The sequence below is a fragment of the Kineosporia sp. R_H_3 genome, from assembly GCF_002198675.1.
Classification (GTDB): Bacteria; Actinomycetota; Actinomycetes; order Actinomycetales; family Kineosporiaceae; genus R-H-3.
This window is the reverse complement of sequence record NZ_MWLL01000189.1, coordinates 135369-149666: the sequence shown is the minus strand read 5'-3', so window position 1 is coordinate 149666 and position 14298 is coordinate 135369. Positions and strand designations below refer to the sequence as shown.

Here is a 14298-nt window from a genome sequence, read left to right as displayed (position 1 = left end):
CGCCACCGGCCGGCGGAAGGCCCGACGAGCCGCACCGGGCAGACGCAGCACCACGAAGGCCCCGACACCTCAACGGTGTCGGGGTCTTCGGCATCCGGGGCGGGGACGGCGGGCGCGGCCGTCAGCGCTCGTCGGGCTCGACGACCTCACCGGGCAGCGCGGGCCGGCGCCCGGGCCCGGCATCGGTGACGGGGCCGGTCGACGGGGCGGCCGGGTCGACGTCCCGGACCTCGATGTCCCGGACCTCGACGACGCGCACGTCGACCGTCTCGCCGCTGACGACCCGCACCTGGCCGCGGCGCACGACCGACCGGACGATGCGCGCCGCGCCGGCCCCGAGCGCCGGCCGCAGCAGCCGCCGCACCGGGGGCAGCAGGAGGAGCGCACCGAGCGCGGCGGTGACGAAGCCCGGCAGCGCGAGCAGGACGCCGCCGGTCGCTTCCAGCGCGAGGTCCGTGCCTCGGGCCGAGGACGCGCCGGGGACGGCGCCGGTCGCAGCGGCGCCCGGGGGCGCCCCGGGGACCGGCCCGAGCGCCGCGACGGCGCCCCGGGCGGCGCGGCCCAGGACGACGACGCCGAGGCCGCTCAGCGCGACGAGCGCGACGACCGTCCAGCCCGCACCGATCCGGCCGGCCACCGCGACGGCGGCCGCGATCTCGACGACCGGCAGGAGCAGCGCCCCTGCGAGGAGCCAGCGCCCTGCGCCGGGACGACGCCGGGCAGGGCCGCCCGGCCGCTCCCCGCGGACCGGGCCCGCGGTCATCCTGCGCTCCCCTGGTGCCCGGCGTCGGACCGCGCGGGGTGCCGGCGGACGACCGCCGCGAGCTGCTCGAGCCGGTGCCGGGCGCCCCACTGCGTCGTCCGCCAGAGCGCCTCGGCGACGATCGAGCGGCTCATCTTGCTCGTGCCGGTCTCCCGCTCGACGAACGTGATCGGCACCTCCTCGACCCGCAGGCCGGCGCGCACGGCGCGCCAGGCGAGGTCGACCTGGAAGCAGTAGCCCTGGGAGGCGACGTCCGCGAGGCCGAGGGCCTCGAGGGCCGTGCGCCGGAACGCGCGGTACCCGCCGGTGGCGTCCCGCAGCGGGATCCCCAGGGCGAGCCGGACGTACGTGTTGCCGCCGCGGCTGAGCACCTCGCGGTGCCGCGGCCAGTTGACGACGCTGCCGCCGGGCACGTAGCGCGAGCCGAGCACGAGGTCGGCACCGGCGTCGATGCGCGCCAGCAGGTCGGGCAGCTGCTCGGGCAGGTGCGAGCCGTCGGCGTCCATCTCGACGAGGACGTCGAAACCGTTGCGCACGCCCCAGCCGAACCCGTCGAGGTACGCGGCGCCGAGGCCGGCCTTGCCGGGGCGGTGCAGGACGTGGACGTGGTCGTCCGCGGCGGCGAGGTCGTCGGCGATCCGGCCGGTGCCGTCCGGGCTGGAGTCGTCGGCGACCAGGACGTGCGCGTCGGGGACCGCCGCCCTGACCCGGGCGACGATCCTCGGGAGGTTCTCCTTCTCGTTGTACGTCGGGACGACGACGAGCACCCTGCCGGTGCCGGCCGCGCTCATGGGGTCTCCTCGGGGGCGGCGACGGGCCGGGACCGACGGCCCCGGGAACGGAGTGCGGCGCCGGCGACGAGCAGGAGCCCCAGGGCGCTCAGCGCGACCTCGGGCCAGACACCCGCCCGCGTCGCGGGGGTGAGGTCGGTCCGCAACGGCAGGTTGGCGTGGAGGACCTCCTGCGTGAAGTGCCCGGACGTCACGAGCATCCGGCCGTCCGGGGTGATGAGGGCGCTCACCCCGACCGTCGAGATGTGGACGACGGACCGGCCGTTCTCGACGGCCCGCACCCGGGACATCGCGAGCTGCTGGACCGACTCGTCGGTCTCGCCGAACGTCGCGTTGTTCGTCTGGACGACGAGCAGGTCGGCGCCGCGCAGGACCGGCTCGCGGACGAGCCCGTCGTACAGCACCTCGAAGCAGATGACGTCCCCGAGCGTCGCGGCCGGCGTGCGGATGAGGCCGACCCGGGTGCCCGCGACGAAGTCCCGACGCACGAGGTCGACCTTGTCGCTGAAGTTCCGGAAGAACGAGCGGAACGGGATGTACTCGCCGAACGGCGCCGGGTGCTGCTTGACGTACGTCTGGCCAGGGCCGGCCTGCGCCGTCCCCGTCGGGCCCCACAGGATCCCGACGTTCGACAGGTGGTCGACCGGCTCCTCGAGGACCGCCCCGACGAGCACCGGCACACCGACGGCGTCGACCGCGCGCTGGATGACCTGGGCGGCGTCCGGGTTGCGCAGCGGGTCGATGTCGCTCGCGTTCTCCGGCCACAGCACGAGGTCGGGCCGCGGCACCCGGCCCGCACCGGCGCGTGCGGCCATGCCGATCGTCGCTGCGGCGTGGTTGTCGAGGACCGCGCGGCGCTCGGCGTTGAAGTCGAGACCCTCGGTCGGGGTGTTCCCCTGGACGGCCGCGACGTCGATGCTGCGCTCCCCCGCCGTCGGCGTCGGGACCGCGAGGCCGAGCAGCGGCAGCGCGAGGGCGACCGCGAGGGCCGGGACGGCGCGGAGCACGCGGCGGGCGACGCCGGTGGTCGCCGCCCGGCGGTCCGCCAGGTCGACGGCCGCGACGGCGAGCGCACCGCCGGACGCGGCGACGACGGCGGTGAGCAGGACGGCGCCGCCGAGGGCGGCCCAGCCGAGCGCGGGCGAGTCGGCCTGGGAGAACGCCAGACGCCCCCACGGGAAGCCGCCGAACGGCACCCGGCCGCGCAGCGCCTCCTGGCCGACCCAGAGCCCCGCGATCGCGGCGACGGTGCCGGCGCGGCCGCCGGGGGCCCGCCAGGCCAGCGGCAGCAGGGCGCCCATGAGCATGACGAAGAGCGCCTCGAGGGTCGCGAGGGCGGTCCAGGGCAGGGCGCCGACGTAGATGCCGGACCAGTGCAGGTGCGGCAGGAAGAACGACAGGCCGGCGACGAGGCCGAGGAGGGCGCCGCGCCGTGCCCGGACGCCGCGGGCCGCGAGCGCCAGGAGGGCCACGCCGACAGGGGCCAGCGCCCACAGGTCGAAGCGCGGGAAGGCGAGCGTCAGGCAGACGCCGGAGGTCACGGCGAGCGCGAGGCGGGCCAGGAGCAGGGGCGGCGCGTCGCTGGTGGCGGTCTCGTCCGCGGCGCCGCCGGGTGGCGTGACGCTCACCCGGGGCGCGGCACCGTCGGACTCCAGGGCGGGACCCTCGGGGTCGGCGACGGCGGATTCGCTCACCCCGGAAGCCTAGACGCCCGGGGGCCGGAGTGTGGACCGGGCCCGCGCCACCCTTCGGGCCGAGGACGACCTCGTCGGTTGCGAGGGTGCCCACGTTGTCTACGGGGTGGTGCGGGCCCGGTCCGTTGCCCACCGCTCGCGGCCGCGCCGCCGTCGCGAAGGATGCGGGACCTGGCCGTGGAGCCCCTCGGCTGGCCCCTGGCCCGTGTCCTTCGTCGTCACCGGCGTGCACGGCCGTCGGTCGTGGGACGGCCTGCCCTAGAAACCTAGTCCCCGGCGCCGGGCTGTCAACCGGCCCCTGACCTGCACGGATGCGCAACGTCGCAGGTCACCGGGGTTGTGTCGGCGGCCTCGTGGATCATGATGTTCCGATCCGTGGACGGCGTGTCGCCGTCGGCCGGGCCGGGACCGCGGACCGAGGTCCCGCCGTCCGCAGATCGTCCGCCGGTCGACGTCCGGAGTGTGCTCAGTCCGGCGGCGGGACGACGACCGTGCCCGTCGCCGTCGTCGCGACGAGCGGCGGAGCGAGGACGTCGGCGGCCGAGGCCGAGCGGTCCGGGCGGCCCCGGCAGACGACCCGCGCCTCGAACGCGATCTCCCGGCTGCGCCGTCCGACCCGGGTCACCCGGGCCTCGATCTCGAGGACGTCCCCGGCCCGGACCGGGGCGAGGAACTGGACGTCGGAGTACGACGCGAACAGCCCCTCGTCGCCGTCGGTGCGGATGCAGACCTCGGTCGCGACGTCCCCGAAGGCGGCGAGCGAGTAGGCGCCGTCGACGAGGTTGCCGGCGTAGTGGGCGTGCGCGTACGGCACGTACCGACGGTGCACGACGGTGAGCCCGAGGCGCGGGTCCGGCGGGGTGGTCATGCGGACTTCCTTCCGGTCGGGCGTGCGGCCGCGGCGGGGGCCGGGGCCGGCAGCAGGGCGTGGACGAGGTACGACGCGACCTCGCCGGGCGTCGTCCCCTTGCCGAAGACCCGGTCGACGCCGAGGTCGGCCGCGGCGCCCTCGGCGAACCGCGGGCCGCCGACGACGAGCAGCGGGCGTCTGCCCGCCGGGTAGGCCTCGCGGAACGCCGCGGACATCTCGCGGCTGTTGTGCAGGTGGGCGTCCTTCTGCGTGACGACCTGCGAGACGAGGACGGCGTCCGCCTTCTCCGCCCGCGCCCGCTCGACGAGGTCGGGCACGAGCACCTGCGCTCCGAGGTTCACGACCCGGATCTCCCGGTAGTACTCCAGGCCCTTCTCCCCCGCGAACCCCTTGATGTTGAGGATCGCGTCGATGCCCACCGTGTGCGCGTCCGTGCCGATGCAGGCGCCGACGACGACGAGCTTGCGGCGCAGGCGGGACTTCACCGCGGCGTTGACCTCCTTCGCCGACAGCAGGGGGTACTCCCGCTCGACGACGTGGACGGCGGAGAGGTCGACGAGGTGGTGCACCGGGCCGTAGACGACGAAGAACGTGAAGTCCGGGCCCATCGGCTTGCTGTGGACGACGAGCGCGGGCGAGATCCCCATCTTCTCCGCGAGCTGGGCCGCGGCGCCCTCGGCGCGCTTGGAGTGCGGCACGGGCAGGGTGAAGGAGACCTGGACCATGCCGTCGCCGGTGGTGTCGCCGTAGGGCCGGACGACGTCCGCCTTCTTCGCGGTCATCGGGTCGCCCCTTCCTCGAGGAGGTCCACGGCCGGGTTGAGGTATCCCCCGGCCCGCCTGACGACGCCGTCCAGGCCCTTGCCGGCGTCCGCCGGGCGCTTCATGAGACCGAAGGTGCCGTCGGCGATCGCCTCGAGCAGCGTGTCGTCGACGACCCGTTCGAGCAGGTCGACGGCCTCGGAGAGCACCTGCCGGGCCCGGGTCTGGATGAACCCGTCGGGCGGCGGCCGGAAGTCCTCGGTGAGCCCGCTCGCGGCGTTGAGCACGTAGCGGACGTTCTGCAGCGCGAGGTCGCGGTCGGACAGCCACGGCGTGACGACGGCCTCCGTCATCATCCCGACGAGGAGGATGCCCTGGCCGGTCATCGCGCCCGCGAGGTTGAAGAAGCCGTCGAGCAGGTAGCCGCGGAAGACGTCGCCCGTCATGTGCTTCGTCGGCGGCATCCACTTGAGCGGCGCGTCCGGGAAGAGGGTCCGGGCGAGCAGGGCGTGCGCGAGCTCGAGCCGGAACGAGTCGGGGAGGTCGGGGTTGATCTCGAAGGCGTGGCCGAGACCGAGCTGCCAGTCCTGCAGCCCCGCCTCCTTGGCGAAGTACTCGTTGAGGAGCTGGCTCACCGTGACCGTGTGCGCGGCGTCGACGGCGTCCGCGGTCGTCAGGTAGTTGTCCTCGCCGGTGTTGATGATGATCCCGGCGCGGGCGTGGACCTGGCGGCTGAAGCGCTGGTCGACGAAGGTGCGCACCGGGTTGATGTCGCGGAAGAGGATCCCGTACATCGAGTCGTTGAGCATCATGTCGAGCCGCTCGAGGCCGGCGAGGGCCGCGATCTCCGGCATGCAGAGCCCCGACGCGTAGTTCGTCAGGCGGACGTACCGCCCGAGCTCCTTCGAGACGTCGTCGAGGGCGGCCCGCATGAGCCGGAAGTTCTCCTGCGTCGCGTAGGTGCCGGCGTAGCCCTCGCGGGTCGCGCCCTCGGGGACGTAGTCGAGCAGGCTCTGCCCGGTCGAGCGGATGACGGCGATGACGTCGGCGCCCTCGCGGGCCGCGTTCTGCGCCTGCGGGATGTCCTCGTAGATGTCGCCGGTCGCGACGATGAGGTAGATCCACGGCCGCTGCGCCGGGTCGCCGAGCCGCTTGACGAGCCGCTCGCGGGTCGTGCGGGAGGCGTCGACGCGGCGGATGCCGGTGGAGACCGAGGCCCGGGCGGCCTTGCTGGCGCGGACGGCGTCCCGGCCCTCGGGCACCCGGAACGACACCGAGCCGGCGGCCGCCTTCTGGGCGAGCGTGAGCAGGTCGTCGGCCTCGCCGCGCAGGAGGGCGTCCCAGACCGGCAGCGCGACGCCGTGCTCGAGACCGGCTCCGGCGCGGACCGCGTCGACGAGGTGGTTCACCCACGGCACGCGCTCGACGTCCGCGCCCGCGAGGCCGGCGAGGCGCAGTGTCGCCCGCTCGACGGAGACGGTCGTGTGGGTGCGGGCGAGCTTGACGACGGGGGCGCCGGCGCGACGCGCCAGCGAGCGGGCCTTGCGGACGACGACGGGGTCGAGCCGTAGCGTCGTCGGGGCGCTCGAGCGCGGCATGGACGGACCTTCCTGCGTAAGTTCTCAGGCTGCGAGCCTCGGGGCGTGAACATTCTCGCCGAAACATGCCTCCCGGCGAAAGATGCTGCGGGGAGGCTGTGCCGTATGTCCGGCGGCACGCGTGCGCGGACGGGTCCGTGCGGACGCGCCCGATAGGGTCGGTGCGTCGCGGGCGACGGCGCGATGGCGCCGTCCGCACGCGTCATCCCGGGCGGGCCGACGGCTGCGCGCCCGACGGACGGAAGGGGCGCGATGACGTACCGGCTCGCACGCTGGGTCGTCCTCTTCGTGTTCCGGGTGTTCTGGCGTCCGAAGGTCAGCGGTCTGGAGAACATCCCCCGCGAAGGCCCCGTGATCGTCGCGAGCAACCACCTGTCGTTCGTCGACAGCGTCGTCATCCCCCTCTGCGTGCCGCGCCGCGTGCGCTTCCTCGCGAAGGCCGAGTACTTCGAGGGGCGCACCCTCCTCGGCCGCCTCAACGCCGTCTTCTTCCGCGCCGTGGACGCCGTCCCCGTGCGCCGGGACGCCGCACGGGACTCGATGGCCTCCCTGGAGACCGCGCTCGGCGTGCTGCGCGAGGGCCACGCGTTCGGGATCTACCCCGAGGGCACCCGCTCCCGCGACGGGCGGCTCTACCGCGGGAAAACCGGCGTCGGCTGGCTCGCGCTGGAGTCGGGTGCGCCGATCGTGCCCGTCTGCGTGACCGGCACGAACGACGTCCAGCCGATCGGCTCGAAGCGGCTGCGGATCCGCCCCGTCCGGGTCCAGTTCGCCCCCGTCGTCGACCCGACGCCGTGGGTCGAGAAGGTCGCCGCGTCCGGCGGCGCCGGCAAGGCCCGGCGCGAGATCACCGACGCCGTCATGGACGCGATCTGCGCGATGTCGCCGCAGGAGCAGGCCGGGGTCTACAACGAGCGCCCCGCCGAGGACGACGACCCCGTCGCGTGACGGCGGCCCGCACTCAGCGGGCGTCGTGGATGACGCGGCCGGCTCGCATCGTCAGGACGCAGGCCGGGGACGGCGCGCCGGCGACGAGATCGGCCATGTCGCCCGCGCCGGCTCCGGACGCCGTCCACACCGCCAGGGTCGCCGGGGCCCCGGGCACGAGCACGCCCTCGCCGTCGCGCCGCGCGGCCCGGTGCGCCCCCTCCGTGTGCGCGGCGAACGCGACGTCGGCGGGCAGCCGCTGCGCCTCGACGTGGTGGTGCACGCAGGCCCGGACGGCGCCCCACGGGTCGAACGGCGTGACCGGCGAGTCCGAGCCGAGGGCGAGCGGGACGCCGGCGGCGGCGAGCGCGGCGAACGGGTTCATCGTCAGGGCCCGGGCGGCGCCGAGCCGGGCGGCGTAGAGCCCGTCGGTGCCGCCCCAGAGGGCGTCGAACGCGGGCTGCACGCTTGCGGTCACCCCGAGGTCGGCGAGCACGGCGATCGCCGCGGCGTCCACGGTCTCCACGTGCTCGAGCCGGTGCCGGGCGGCCTGCAGCGCCGGGGTGCCGACCACCTCGGCGGCGAGGGTCAGCCCCTCGACGACGGCGTCCGTGCCCGCGTCGCCGATGACGTGGAAGCCCGCCTGCAGCCCGACCCGGGTGCAGGCGACGACGTGGTCGCGGACCTGGGCGCCCGACAGGTACCCGTGACCGCGGTGCCCCGCGCAGTCGGCGTAGTCGGCCCGGTAGGCCGCCGTCCGGGAGCCGACCGAGCCGTCGGCGCAGAGGTCACCGGCGAGGCCGGCGAGCCACGGGCCGAACCGGTCGCGCAGGGCGGTCGCAGCCTCGGCGTCCGCGACGAGCTCGCCCCAGTAGGCGACGACCTCGGGCAGCCGCTGCTCCGGGTCGGCGGTGAGCGCGACGAGGGCGCGCAGGTCGTCCTCGGGCCCGATGTGCGGCGCGGCGGCCTCGTGGACCGTGGCGATCCCGCGCGCGGCCGCGGAGCGCAGCGCGAGCAGCTGGAGGTCGCGGCGGCGTCCGGCGGGCAGGGCCCGGGTCGTGTCCCGCGCGGCGTGGTGGGCGTCCCGCTCGACCCGGCCGTCGGCGGACCAGCCGTCGTGGGCGTCCGCCCCGGACGCCGCGACGAGCGCACTGGAGATGACGGCGGAGTGGACGTCGACCCGCGCGAGGTAGACCACTCCCCCGGCCGAGGCCCGGTCGAGCTCGGCGCGCGTCGGGGGCCTGCCCTCGGCGAGGCTGCGCTCGTCCCAGCCCTGCCCGAGGATCGGCCGGCCGCCGCCGCGCCGGCTCGCCGCCTCGACGCGGGCCAGGATCTCGGTCACCGAGCGCGCGTCGTGCAGGTCGACCCCGTCGAGGAGCAGGCCCGTCTCTGTGGTGTGGACGTGGCTGTCGACGAACGCCGGGGCGACGAGCGCGCCCTCGAGGTCGACGACCTCGTCGACGCCCGCGACGAACGCGTCGGCGCCGCCGGCGTGCGCGAGCGCTGCGTCGTCCGACCCGACGAACGCGACGGTGCCGTCGTCGACGAGCAGCGCCGTCGCGGCCGGGTCGTGGGGCGAGCGGACGACGCCGCCGCGCAGAAGGGTCCTCACGGGCGGGGAGTCTAGGCAGCCGGGCGCCCCGTGGCGTTCCGCCTAGGCCGGCAGGACGCGGCCCGCGACGGTGAGCGCCGCCAACGCCGTCGTCGCGACGAGGGCCCAGCTGAGCAGGCCGAGCGCCGCCGCGCGGCCCGCCGTCCGGCGCAGTGCCCGGACGTCGATGCCGGCGCCCAGCCCGACGAGCGCGGCGACCGTCACGAGGTGCCGGACGTCGCCGACCGCCGCGACCACCGGGCCCGGGAGCACGCCGCTGCTGCCGACGGCCACCGCGACGAGGAAGCCGACGACGAAGCCGGGGACGAGCGGCGGCATGCGGGGGACGCCCGTCACCCGGGCCGTCCCCGGCCGGCCGCCTCCGTGCGCGGCCTCCGCGCGCCGGCGGGCGACCGCGACCGCCGCGACGAGCGGCGCGAGCAGGACCACGCGGCTCAGCTTGACGACGACCGCTGCCTGGAGCGCCCCGGGGACCTGCTGCGCGGCGGCCACGGTCTGGCCGACGTCCTGCACGCTCGCGCCGACCCAGGCACCGAAAGCAGCCGGGTCGAGGCCGAGCGGGCCGCGGAGCAGGGGCAGGACGACGATCGCAGCGGTCCCGCAGAGCGTCACCAGGCCGATCGCGACCGCGGCGTCCTCGTCGTCGGCACCCGCGGCGTCCCGCACACCGGCGACCGCCGACGCGCCGCAGATCGAGAAGCCCGTCGCGACGAGGAGCGCCCGTGACGCGGGGACGCCGAGGATCCGGCCGAGCAGGCGCGTGCCCGTGAAGGTGACGGCCACGGTGACCGCCACCGCGGCCAGCCCGGGCCCGCCCAGCCGCACGACGTCCGGGACCGCCACCTCGAGCCCCAGCAGCACGACGGCGCCGCGCAGCAGGTGGTGACCGGCGGCCCGGGTGCCGGGGCGGAGCGCGGCGTGGTGCAGTCCGGACGACCCGAGCAGCGCGCCGAGCGCGACGGCCACGCTCGCGGCGACGACGCCGGGCAGCAGCGCCGAGGCGGCCAGGGCGATCGCGGCGAGGCCGACGAGGACCGCGAGCCCCGGTACGAGCGGCGCGGCCCGGCGGTGCACCGGTGCGGGAGCGGCCTGCAGCATGCCCTCACGGTGCGGCTGACCTGCGACGACACGGTAGACGGCTCGTTGTGATGGAGACATCAGCTGGGCTTATGGCTAGCCATAGACTGGATGCATGACTCTGAACCGGGTCCCTGACCTCGACGCCCTCCAGCTGCTCCTGCGGGTCGCCGGCACCGGCAGTCTCGGCCGGGCCGCGGCCGAGCACGGGATCAGCCAGCCGGCGGTCAGTGCCCGGATCCGCTCGATCGAGCGGCTCGTCGGGTTCGCGGTCGTCGACCGCGGGGCGCGCGGGTCCACCCTGACGCCGGCCGGTGCGCTGCTCGCGGACTGGGCGCGGGGCGTGCTCGCGGCGGCCGAGGTGCTCGAGGCCGGGATCGCGTCCCTGCGGGCCGACGCGGACGCGCGGCTGCGGGTCGCGGCGAGCCTCACGGTCGCCGAGCACCTGCTCCCCCGCTGGCTCGTGCGGCTCGCGACCGACCGGCCCGACGTCGCCGTGAGCCTGTCGGCGATGAACTCCACCGAGGTCGGGCGGGCCCTGCTCGACCACGGCGTCGACCTCGGGTTCGTCGAGGGGCCGGCGGTGTCGGCCGACCTCGACGGCGAGGTGGTGGCCCGCGACGAGCTCGCCGTCGTGGTCAACCCGGCCCACCCGTGGGCCCGCCGGCGCCGTCCGCTCGACCCCGAGGAGCTCGCCGCGACCCGGCTCGTCACCCGCGAACCCGGGTCCGGGACCCGGCTCGCCCTCGAGGCCGCGCTCGCCGCCCTGCTGCCCGCCGGGCCGGGGGCGGCGACCCCGCTGCTCGAGCTGTCGACCGCCAGCGCGGTCCGCTCGGCCGTCGAGGCCGGCGCCGGGCCCGCCGTGCTCAGCACCTTCGCGGTCGAGGACGACGTCGCGGCCGGCCGCCTCGTCCACGTGCCGGTGCCGGGGCTCGACCTCTCCCGCCGGCTGCGCGCGGTCTGGCCGCGCGGCCAGCGCCCGACCGGCCCGGCGCGGGACCTGCTGCGGATCGCCGCCCGGCACGCGGTGTGGACACCGCCGGAGCCGGTGACGGCGGGCTAGACCGAACGGCGGACCACGGTCGGGACGGAACGCTCGGGAACGACGGCGCTACAGCCCCGAGGGCAGGACGAGCGTGACGACCTCGCCGCTCGTCTCGATGGCCTCGCAGTCGAACCGGCCCTCGACCAGCGAGCCGTCGGCAGCCTCCGCCGAGAGGCCGCCGCTGACGAGCCAGACCGTCGCCCCCCGGTCCCACCTGACGGTCGAGAACGTCGCGGTCCCCGGGTTCGCGAGCCGCTGCCGCACGGCCTCCTGGCAGCTCTGCACGGCGCCCTCGGGGGTCCCGGGCGGTCCCTGCGGCCGGGGGCCGCTCGTGACGGCGAACCACGCGGCGGTGAGGAGGACCGCGGCGCCCACCGGCACGAGCAGGGGTGTCCAGTTCCGGCCGCCGAGGTCGCTCACAGCGGCACTCTAGGTGCGTGTCCGGCCCGGGCGGCGGCATTCGCCCGCCCGGCCGGACGCCGTCAGCGCGGCGGGTGCACCGCGCCCGTGTGGCTGGAGAGCTTGTTCTCGAAGAGCGTCCGTGCACCGGGTGAGTTCCGGAGCACGTCGAGGGCGAAGTCGGCGTGCCCGGCGGCATAGCCGTTGCCGATCATGAGGGTGACGTCGGCGGCGAGGCCCTCGGCCCCGAGCGCCGCGGTCGCGAACGACGTCGCCATGGAGAAGAACACGACGGTGCCGAGGTTCCCGGTCGACAGGATCGCGCCGTGCTCGCAGCCGGGGACGTCCACGCAGACGACGGTGACGTCCGCGGGGCCGCCCGCGGCGGCGACGGCCTCGGAGATCGCCACCGGGTCCCGGGCGTCGGCGAGGACGACGACGTCGGCGAGGCCGGTCGCCTCGAGGGCCGTCTTCTCGTGCGTCACGGGGACGACGCCGATGAGCCGGGAGGCGCCGGCCCGGCGCGCGGCGGCCAGGGCGAGCGAACCGCTCTTGCCGGCGCCGCCGATGACGGCGACCACGGGCGGACGGCCCTGGGCGACGTACTTCGCGACGACGCGGTGGGTCAGGGCGGGGGCGCCGCAGACGTCCATGACGGCCAGGGCGAGCTCGGCGGGCAGGTCGTCGGGCAGGTGCGCGGCGATCGAGCGGCCGAAGAGCACGGCGTGCCCGTCGCACGGGACCTGCTCGCTGCGGCCGTCCCAGCGGGCGAGGCCGTCGGTGATCCGCAGCGGGGTCAGGGTGAGCGAGACGAGGGTCGCGATCCGGTCCCCCGGGGACAGACCGAGGGTGCTGTCCGGGCCGGCCTCCTCGACGGTGCCGACGAGCATCCCGCCCGAGCCGGTCACCGGGTTGTGCATCTTGCCGCGGCTGCCGACGATGGCGAGCACCTCGGCCCGGACGGCGTCGCCGTCCCCGTTGTTCTTGTCGGACAGCTGCCGGAAGCTCGCGGCGTCGAGGTTGAGCCGCTCGACGCGGACCCGGACCTCGTCCGCGCGGATCTGCGGGTCGGCGTCGAGCCGCCAGGCCGCCTGCGGCAGGACGCCGTGCGGCTCGAGCACCCGGTGCAGGCCCACGGGCGAGGTCGGAACGGTGGTGCGGGTCTCGACAACCTCTGTCATGAGCCCAGGGTAGTGCAGAAAATCGTCCCGTCGGAGGCTGACATCACCGCAGGATCTCCCGTACATTGCTCCAATGACCGACATCGTGACGAGCCCGCCGGTGCCCGCCGCCTCGCCGGACGCCGGCCTCCTGCCGTCCCACGGCCAGCCGTACCGCTACCGCCGGGTCGAGCTCGTCGAACCGGACTGGACGCGCCTGCCCGGTTGGAAGGACGTCACCGAGGAGCAGTGGCGCAGCGCCCAGTGGCAGCGCGCGCACTGCGTCAAGACGACGGCCCAGCTCAAGGCGCTCATGGGTGACCTGCTCGACGAGTCCTTCTACGCCGACCTCGAGCGCGACCAGGCCGAGCGGGCGACGATGTCGATGCTCGTCCCGCCGCAGATGCTCAACACGATGGTCCCGGCGACGGACGGCGTCGCGCCGGCCGGCGGCCCGGCGTTCACCGCGGCGTTCTACGCCGACCCGGTGCGCCGCTACATGCTGCCGGTCTTCTCCGACCGCCTCACCGAGTGGCCGAGCCACCCGTTCGCGACCCGCGACAGCCTCCACGAGCACGACATGTGGGTCGCCGAAGGGCTCACGCACCGGTACCCGACGAAGGTGCTCGCGGAGCTGCTCCCGACGTGCCCGCAGTACTGCGGTCACTGCACCCGGATGGACCTCGTCGGGAACTCGACGCCCGTCGTCCAGAAGCTGAAGTTCGACCTCAAGCCGGTCGACCGCACCGACCGGATGGTCGAGTACCTGCGCCGCTCCCCCGAGGTCCGTGACGTCGTCGTCTCCGGCGGCGACGTCGCGAACATGCCGTGGAAGAACCTCGAGGCGTTCATCGTGCGGCTGCTCGAGATCGAGAACATCCGGGACATCCGGCTCGCGACGAAGGCGCTCATGGGCCTGCCGCAGCACTGGCTGCAGCCGGACGTCGTCGAGGGCGTCGCCCGTGTCGCCCGCACGGCGCGCGAGCGCGGCGTGAGCCTCGCGATCCACACCCACGTCAACGCCGCCCAGTCGGTGACCCCGCTCGTCGCCGAGGCGACGATGGCGATGCTCGAGGCCGGCGTCCGCGACGTGCGCAACCAGGGCGTCCTCATGCGGGGCGTCAACGCGGAGGTCGACGACCTGCTCGACCTGTGCTTCCGGCTGCAGGACGGCGCGATGATCACGCCGTACTACTTCTACATGTGCGACATGATCCCGTTCAGCGAGCACTGGCGGGTCAGCCTGCCGGCCGCCCAGGAGCTCCAGCACGGGATCATGGGCTACCTGCCGGGCTTCGCGACGCCGCGCATCGTGTGCGACGTCCCCTTCGTCGGCAAGCGCTGGGTGCACCAGAACGCCGAGTACGACGCGGTCCGCGGGATCAGCCGCTGGACGAAGAACTACCGGACGTCCATCGAGTCGTCCGACCCCGAGGCGCTGACCCGGACCTACCCGTACTACGACCCGATCGACACCCTCCCCGAGGAGGGCCAGGCGTGGTGGCGGGAGAACTCGGACGTCGAGCTCGCGCACCTCGCGGCGACCGAGCACGCCGCGTCGAGCCGGGCGGCGGCGCGCGCGCAGGCCTGACGGGCTACT

At 75.5% G+C, this 14298-nt stretch carries 13 protein-coding genes; 3 read left to right on the top strand and 10 right to left on the bottom strand.

The features are described 5' to 3' along the window. Positions 1–121: 121 nt before the first annotated feature. The 6 genes from ECOMGDLI_RS22385 to ECOMGDLI_RS22360 all read right to left on the bottom strand — a co-directional run bounded on the left by ECOMGDLI_RS22385 (position 122) and on the right by ECOMGDLI_RS22360 (position 6478). Entirely contained in the window at positions 122–763 is a 642-nt protein-coding gene (locus ECOMGDLI_RS22385) for an FxsA family protein (protein WP_088319059.1), read from the bottom strand. After that, on the bottom strand, positions 760–1554 hold the full coding sequence (locus ECOMGDLI_RS22380) for a polyprenol monophosphomannose synthase (RefSeq protein WP_088319058.1): 795 nt from the start codon (positions 1552–1554) through the stop codon (positions 760–762). The genes ECOMGDLI_RS22385 and ECOMGDLI_RS22380 overlap by 4 nt, the downstream gene beginning before the upstream one ends. Continuing rightward, entirely contained in the window at positions 1551–3248 is a 1698-nt protein-coding gene (gene lnt, locus ECOMGDLI_RS22375; RefSeq protein WP_088319057.1) for an apolipoprotein N-acyltransferase, read from the bottom strand. The genes ECOMGDLI_RS22380 and lnt overlap by 4 nt, the downstream gene beginning before the upstream one ends. 466 nt (positions 3249–3714) lie before the next feature. Continuing rightward, positions 3715–4116 carry a hotdog domain-containing protein gene (locus ECOMGDLI_RS22370; RefSeq protein WP_088319056.1) on the bottom strand — a complete coding sequence of 134 codons (402 nt, stop codon included), beginning with the start codon at positions 4114–4116 and terminating at the stop codon, positions 3715–3717. Further along, positions 4113–4901: an OAM dimerization domain-containing protein gene (locus ECOMGDLI_RS22365; RefSeq protein WP_088319055.1), complete on the bottom strand. Its 789-nt coding sequence runs from the start codon at positions 4899–4901 to the stop codon at positions 4113–4115. Before ECOMGDLI_RS22365 ends, ECOMGDLI_RS22370 begins: the two co-directional genes overlap by 4 nt. Then, positions 4898–6478, bottom strand: a complete 1581-nt coding sequence (locus ECOMGDLI_RS22360) for a lysine 5,6-aminomutase subunit alpha (protein ID WP_088319054.1) — start codon at positions 6476–6478, stop codon at positions 4898–4900. Before ECOMGDLI_RS22360 ends, ECOMGDLI_RS22365 begins: the two co-directional genes overlap by 4 nt. 252 nt (positions 6479–6730) lie before the next feature. On the opposite strand from ECOMGDLI_RS22360, the gene ECOMGDLI_RS22355 reads away from it, so the two are divergent. Next, on the top strand, positions 6731–7426 hold the full coding sequence (locus ECOMGDLI_RS22355) for a 1-acyl-sn-glycerol-3-phosphate acyltransferase (RefSeq protein ID WP_088319053.1): 696 nt from the start codon (positions 6731–6733) through the stop codon (positions 7424–7426). A 13-nt stretch (positions 7427–7439) separates the two neighbouring features. Here the strand turns inward: ECOMGDLI_RS22355 and ECOMGDLI_RS22350 are convergent, their stop codons facing one another. Beyond that, entirely contained in the window at positions 7440–9017 is a 1578-nt protein-coding gene (locus ECOMGDLI_RS22350; RefSeq protein ID WP_088319052.1) for an amidohydrolase, read from the bottom strand. Between the two features lie 42 nt (positions 9018–9059). Beyond that, complete coding sequence (locus tag ECOMGDLI_RS22345; protein ID WP_088319051.1) at positions 9060–10115, bottom strand: YeiH family protein; 1056 nt, start codon at positions 10113–10115, stop codon at positions 9060–9062. A gap of 94 nt (positions 10116–10209) precedes the next feature. Here ECOMGDLI_RS22345 and ECOMGDLI_RS22340 point away from each other — a divergent pair, with 94 nt between their 5' ends. Beyond that, positions 10210–11157, top strand: a complete 948-nt coding sequence (locus ECOMGDLI_RS22340; RefSeq protein WP_088319050.1) for a LysR family transcriptional regulator — start codon at positions 10210–10212, stop codon at positions 11155–11157. Between the two features lie 48 nt (positions 11158–11205). Here the strand turns inward: ECOMGDLI_RS22340 and ECOMGDLI_RS22335 are convergent, their stop codons facing one another. Further along, positions 11206–11559, bottom strand: coding sequence for a hypothetical protein (locus tag ECOMGDLI_RS22335; RefSeq protein WP_088319049.1), 354 nt, complete (start codon positions 11557–11559; stop codon positions 11206–11208). Positions 11560–11621: 62 nt separating this feature from the next. After that, complete coding sequence (locus ECOMGDLI_RS22330; RefSeq protein WP_088319048.1) at positions 11622–12719, bottom strand: L-erythro-3,5-diaminohexanoate dehydrogenase; 1098 nt, start codon at positions 12717–12719, stop codon at positions 11622–11624. 73 nt (positions 12720–12792) lie between these two features. Between ECOMGDLI_RS22330 and ECOMGDLI_RS22325 the strand changes: the two genes are divergently transcribed. Beyond that, entirely contained in the window at positions 12793–14289 is a 1497-nt protein-coding gene (locus ECOMGDLI_RS22325) for a KamA family radical SAM protein (RefSeq protein WP_088319047.1), read from the top strand. Positions 14290–14298 lie beyond the last annotated feature (9 nt).

Bases quoted from the DNA above. Each gene is read 5' to 3' on its own strand.
- ECOMGDLI_RS22385 (WP_088319059.1), bottom strand. From the start codon at position 763: ATGACCGCGGGCCCGGTCCGCGGGGAGCGGCCGGGCGGCCCTGCCCGG.
- ECOMGDLI_RS22380 (WP_088319058.1), bottom strand. From the start codon at position 1,554: ATGAGCGCGGCCGGCACCGGCAGGGTGCTCGTCGTCGTCCCGACGTAC.
- ECOMGDLI_RS22355 (WP_088319053.1), top strand. From the start codon at position 6,731: ATGACGTACCGGCTCGCACGCTGGGTCGTCCTCTTCGTGTTCCGGGTG.
- ECOMGDLI_RS22345 (WP_088319051.1), bottom strand. From the start codon at position 10,115: ATGCTGCAGGCCGCTCCCGCACCGGTGCACCGCCGGGCCGCGCCGCTC.
- ECOMGDLI_RS22340 (WP_088319050.1), top strand. From the start codon at position 10,210: ATGACTCTGAACCGGGTCCCTGACCTCGACGCCCTCCAGCTGCTCCTG.
- ECOMGDLI_RS22360 (WP_088319054.1), bottom strand. From the start codon at position 6,478: ATGCCGCGCTCGAGCGCCCCGACGACGCTACGGCTCGACCCCGTCGTC.
- ECOMGDLI_RS22330 (WP_088319048.1), bottom strand. From the start codon at position 12,719: ATGACAGAGGTTGTCGAGACCCGCACCACCGTTCCGACCTCGCCCGTG.
- ECOMGDLI_RS22370 (WP_088319056.1), bottom strand. From the start codon at position 4,116: ATGACCACCCCGCCGGACCCGCGCCTCGGGCTCACCGTCGTGCACCGT.
- ECOMGDLI_RS22365 (WP_088319055.1), bottom strand. From the start codon at position 4,901: ATGACCGCGAAGAAGGCGGACGTCGTCCGGCCCTACGGCGACACCACC.
- ECOMGDLI_RS22325 (WP_088319047.1), top strand. From the start codon at position 12,793: ATGACCGACATCGTGACGAGCCCGCCGGTGCCCGCCGCCTCGCCGGAC.